Below are 4083 nucleotides of genomic sequence, written 5' to 3'. Positions count from 1 at the left end.
TCCTGGGCGTGCCGGCGGTCGGCGTCGACGACGACTTCTTCGCACTCGGCGGGCATTCGCTCCTCGCCACCCGCCTGGCCGGCCGCATCCGCGCGGTGCTGGGCGTCGAGCTGGCGGTGCGGACCCTGTTCGAGGCCCCGACGGTCTCAGCCCTCGCCGACCACGTCACGGACGCGGCCGCGGCCGGACCCGCGCTGACCGCGAGGCCGCGCCCCGAGCGCGTCCCGCTCTCCGCGGCACAGAACCGGCTGTGGTTCCTCGGCAAGCTCGAAGAGTCCAGCACCAGTTACAACGTCCCGGTGGCCTTCCGGGTCGCCGGCGAGCTGCGGGCCGACGTGCTGGAACGCGCCCTCGGCGACGTGGTGGTGCGGCACGAGAGCCTGCGTACGGTCTTCCCGGAGGTGGACGGCGACCCGGTGCAGGTGGTCCTGCCCGAGGACGCGGCAGCCGTGCGGCTGCTCCAGGTCACCTGTGGCGCCGACGAACTCGACGCGCTGCTGCGGGAGGCCGGTCGGCACGTGTTCGACCTGGCGGGCGAACTGCCGCTGCGGGCAACGCTGTTCACCGTCGGGCCCGAGGAGCACGTCCTCCTGCTGCTGATGCACCACATCGCGAGTGACGGGGCCTCGATGGGGCCCCTTGGGCGTGACCTGGAGGTCGCGTTCCGGGCACGACTCCAGGGGCTCGCGCCCTCGTGGCCGGCACTGCCGGTGCAGTACGCGGACTACACGCTGTGGCAGCGCGAGCTCCTCGGCGCCGAGGAGGACCCCGGCTCGCTCGTGAGCCGGCAACTCAGCTTCTGGAGGACGGCGTTGGAAGACGTCCCGGACCAGCTCGAGCTGCCCTTCGACCGTCCCCGGGCCAACGCGGCCACCTACCGTGGCGACTCGGTCTTCTTCGAGCTGGACGCGGAGCTGCACCGCGGAATGGCCGGTCTGGCCCACGCGAACGGCGTCACCACGTTCATGGTGGCCCAGGCAGCCCTGGCGGTGGCGTTGACGAAGACGGGTGCGGGGACGGACGTCCCGATCGGCACCCCGGTAGCGGGACGCGCCGACACGGCGCTCGACGACCTCGTCGGCTTCTTCGTCAACACCCTCGTCCTGCGCACGGACACCTCGGGGAACCCGACGTTCCAGGAGTTGCTGGCGCGGGTCCGGGAGACCGACCTGGCCGCGTACTCCCACCAGGACGTGCCGTTCGAGCGCGTCGTCGAAGCGGTCAATCCCCACCGCTCACTGGCCCACCACCCGTTGTTCCAGGTCCTGCTCAACGTGCGGACCGGGGACGACGTCTCCCTGGACCTGCCCGGCCTGACGGTCGAGGAGATCGTCGAGGCACAGCAGACGGCGAAGTTCGACCTGTCGCTGAACTTCTCCCTGCGGTACACCGACGAAGGCCTGCCCGGCCCCGTGCGGGCGTACGTCACCTACGCCGCGGACCTGTTCGACCGGGAGACCGTGGAGCGCCTGTTCAGCCGCCTCGTGCGCGTCCTGGAGGGAGCCGTCGCCGATCCGGCACGGACGCTCGGACACCTGGACGTGCTCGACGCGCAGGAGCGGGTGCGGTTGCTGGAAACGTGGGCCGGGGCCGAGCTCGTCGAGCGGCCGGAGGCCGGCTCGGTGCAGGCGGCCTTCGCGGCCCAGGCGTTGCGGACGCCGGACGTGGTGGCGGTGCGGTGTGCCGGAGGGGAGCTGTCCTACCGGGAGTTGGACGAGCGGGCGAACCGGCTGGCGCACCGACTGGTGGGCGCCGGGGTGGGTCCGGAGGCGCCGGTGGCGGTGCTGATGGAACGCTCGGTGGACCTGGTGGTCGCGCTGCTGGCGGTGCTGAAGTCCGGGGCGTTCTACCTCCCGCTGCACAGCGGGAGTCCGCTGGAGCGGATGCAGTGGATCGTCGACGAGACGTCCGCGCCGGTGCTGCTCACGGATGCGGCGATGCGCGAACGTGGTCTCCCCGACGCGCCGGTGGTCGTGGTGGTGGACGAGGACACGGAACTCGCCGGCCTGCCGGCCGACGCCCCTCACGTCACGGCTCTGCCCGAGCAGTTGGCGTACGTGATGTACACCTCCGGCTCCACCGGCCGGCCCAAGGGCGTGGCCATCACCCACCGCGACATCCTCGACCTGGCAGCAGACCGGATGTTCGCCTCGCCTGGTGCCCACGAGCGCGTTCTGCTCCTGGCCTCGTACGCGTTCGATCCGTCCACCTACGCCTTCTGGGTTCCGCTCCTGCACGGCGGGCGCACGGTCATCAGCCCGGAAGGCGACCTGAGCGTCGCCGAGCTGGCCCGCCTGGTCACCGACGAGGAGATCACCGGCCTCGACATCACCGCAGGACTCTTCCGCCTCATGGCGGAGGAAGCCCCCGAGTGCTTCGCCGGCGTGCGTGAGGTCATCACCGGCGGCGACGTGATCTCGCCGACCGCGGTCCGACGCGTGCTGCGGCACTGCCCCGACACGGTCGTGCGCGCTGCCTACGGCCCGACGGAGACCACCCTCTTCGCCAGCCAGTCCCCGTGGACCGCGACCGACAGCGTGCCCGCGCCGATACCCGTCGGCCGTCCGCTGGACGGCATGAGCGCCTACATCCTCGACGAACACCTCGCCCTCGTCCCCACGGGCGTGGCAGGGGAGTTGTACCTGGCGGGGGCGGGTCTGGCCCGTGGCTACTACGGACGTCCCGACCTGACCGCCGACCGCTTCGTCGCCGACCCGTTCGGCCCGGCCGGCAGCCGTATGTACCGCACCGGCGACCTCGCCCGCTGGTCCGCCGAGGGGCTGCTGGAGTTCGTGGGCCGCGCCGACGACCAGGTCAAGATCCGCGGCTACCGCATCGAACTCCGCGAGATCGAGACCGCACTCGGCAGCTACCCCGGACTGGCCCAGATCGCAGTGGTCGCCAGGGAGGACCACCCCGGGGACAAGCGGCTCGTGGCCTACCTGGTGGCCGAGGCCGGAGCCTGCTCGGTGGACACCGGAGCCCTGCACACCCACACGGCCGGCCTGCTGCCGGAGTACATGGTGCCCTCGGCGTTCGTGGTCCTCGACCACCTCCCGCTGACCAGCAACAACAAGGTCGACTACCGGGCCCTCCCGGCCCCCGACCTGCCCGCCACCGGCACCGGACGCGGTCCGCGGAGCCCGCGCGAGGAGATTCTCTGCGGCCTGTTCGCCGACATCCTCGGGCTGCCGGCCGTGAACATCGACGACGACTTCTTCGCCCTCGGCGGGCACTCCCTCCTCGCCACCCGCCTGGTCAGCCGCATCCGCACCACCCTGGACGTCGAGCTGCCGGTGCGGGCCCTGTTCGAGGCGCCCACCGTCGCCGCCCTTGCCCAGCAGGCCGGCGAGGCGGACTCGGCCAGGACCGCGCTGACCGCCACCGACCGGCCCGAACGGATCCCGCTGTCCCCGGCACAGAACCGCCTCTGGTTCCTCGACAAGCTGGAGGGCGCGAACGCCACCTACAACGTCCCGGTGGCGTTCCGGATCACCGGGGACCTGGACGCGGACGTGCTCGAGCGGGCACTGAACGACGTGGTGGCGCGGCACGAGAGCCTGCGGACGGTCTTCCAGGAGATCGAGGGACACCCGGCCCAGAAGGTGCTGGCGACGGACGCCGTCAGCCTGAAGCTGGAGCGCGTCACCTGCGCCGAGGCCGAGTTGACCGCGGCACTGGGCGACGCGGGGCAGTACGTGTTCGACCTCGCGGCCGAGGTGCCGCTGAGGACGACGCTGTTCACCCTGGCCCCCGACGAGCACGTCCTGCTGCTCCTCGTCCACCACATCGCCAGTGACGGCGCCTCGATGGGGCCGCTCGGACGGGACCTGGAGACCGCCTTCCGGGCGCGGCTCCAGGGCCAGGCGCCGACGTGGTCCGAGCTCCCGGCCCAGTACGCCGATTACACCTTGTGGCTGCGGGAGTTGCTGGGGAGTGAGGACGATGCCGGGTCCCTGGCGAGCAGGCAGCTGGCCTACTGGAAGCAGACCCTCGACGGGATTCCCGACCAGCTCGAGCTGCCCTTCGACCGGCCCCGCCCGAAGACCGCCGACCACCGCGGCGACACCGTCCCCCTCCACG

The 4083-nt window shown here is 72.0% G+C and carries 1 protein-coding gene; it reads left to right on the top strand.

The window, feature by feature from the left end; genetic code table 11:
• The coding region (locus ACOV8S_RS32455; RefSeq protein ID WP_448322184.1) for an amino acid adenylation domain-containing protein at positions 1-4083 on the top strand (4083 nt) is incomplete at both ends.

The organism is Streptomyces sp. CO7 (assembly GCF_053474865.1).
The sequence above is the reverse complement of the archived record's forward strand: the minus strand, read 5'-3'. Positions and strand labels throughout refer to the sequence as shown.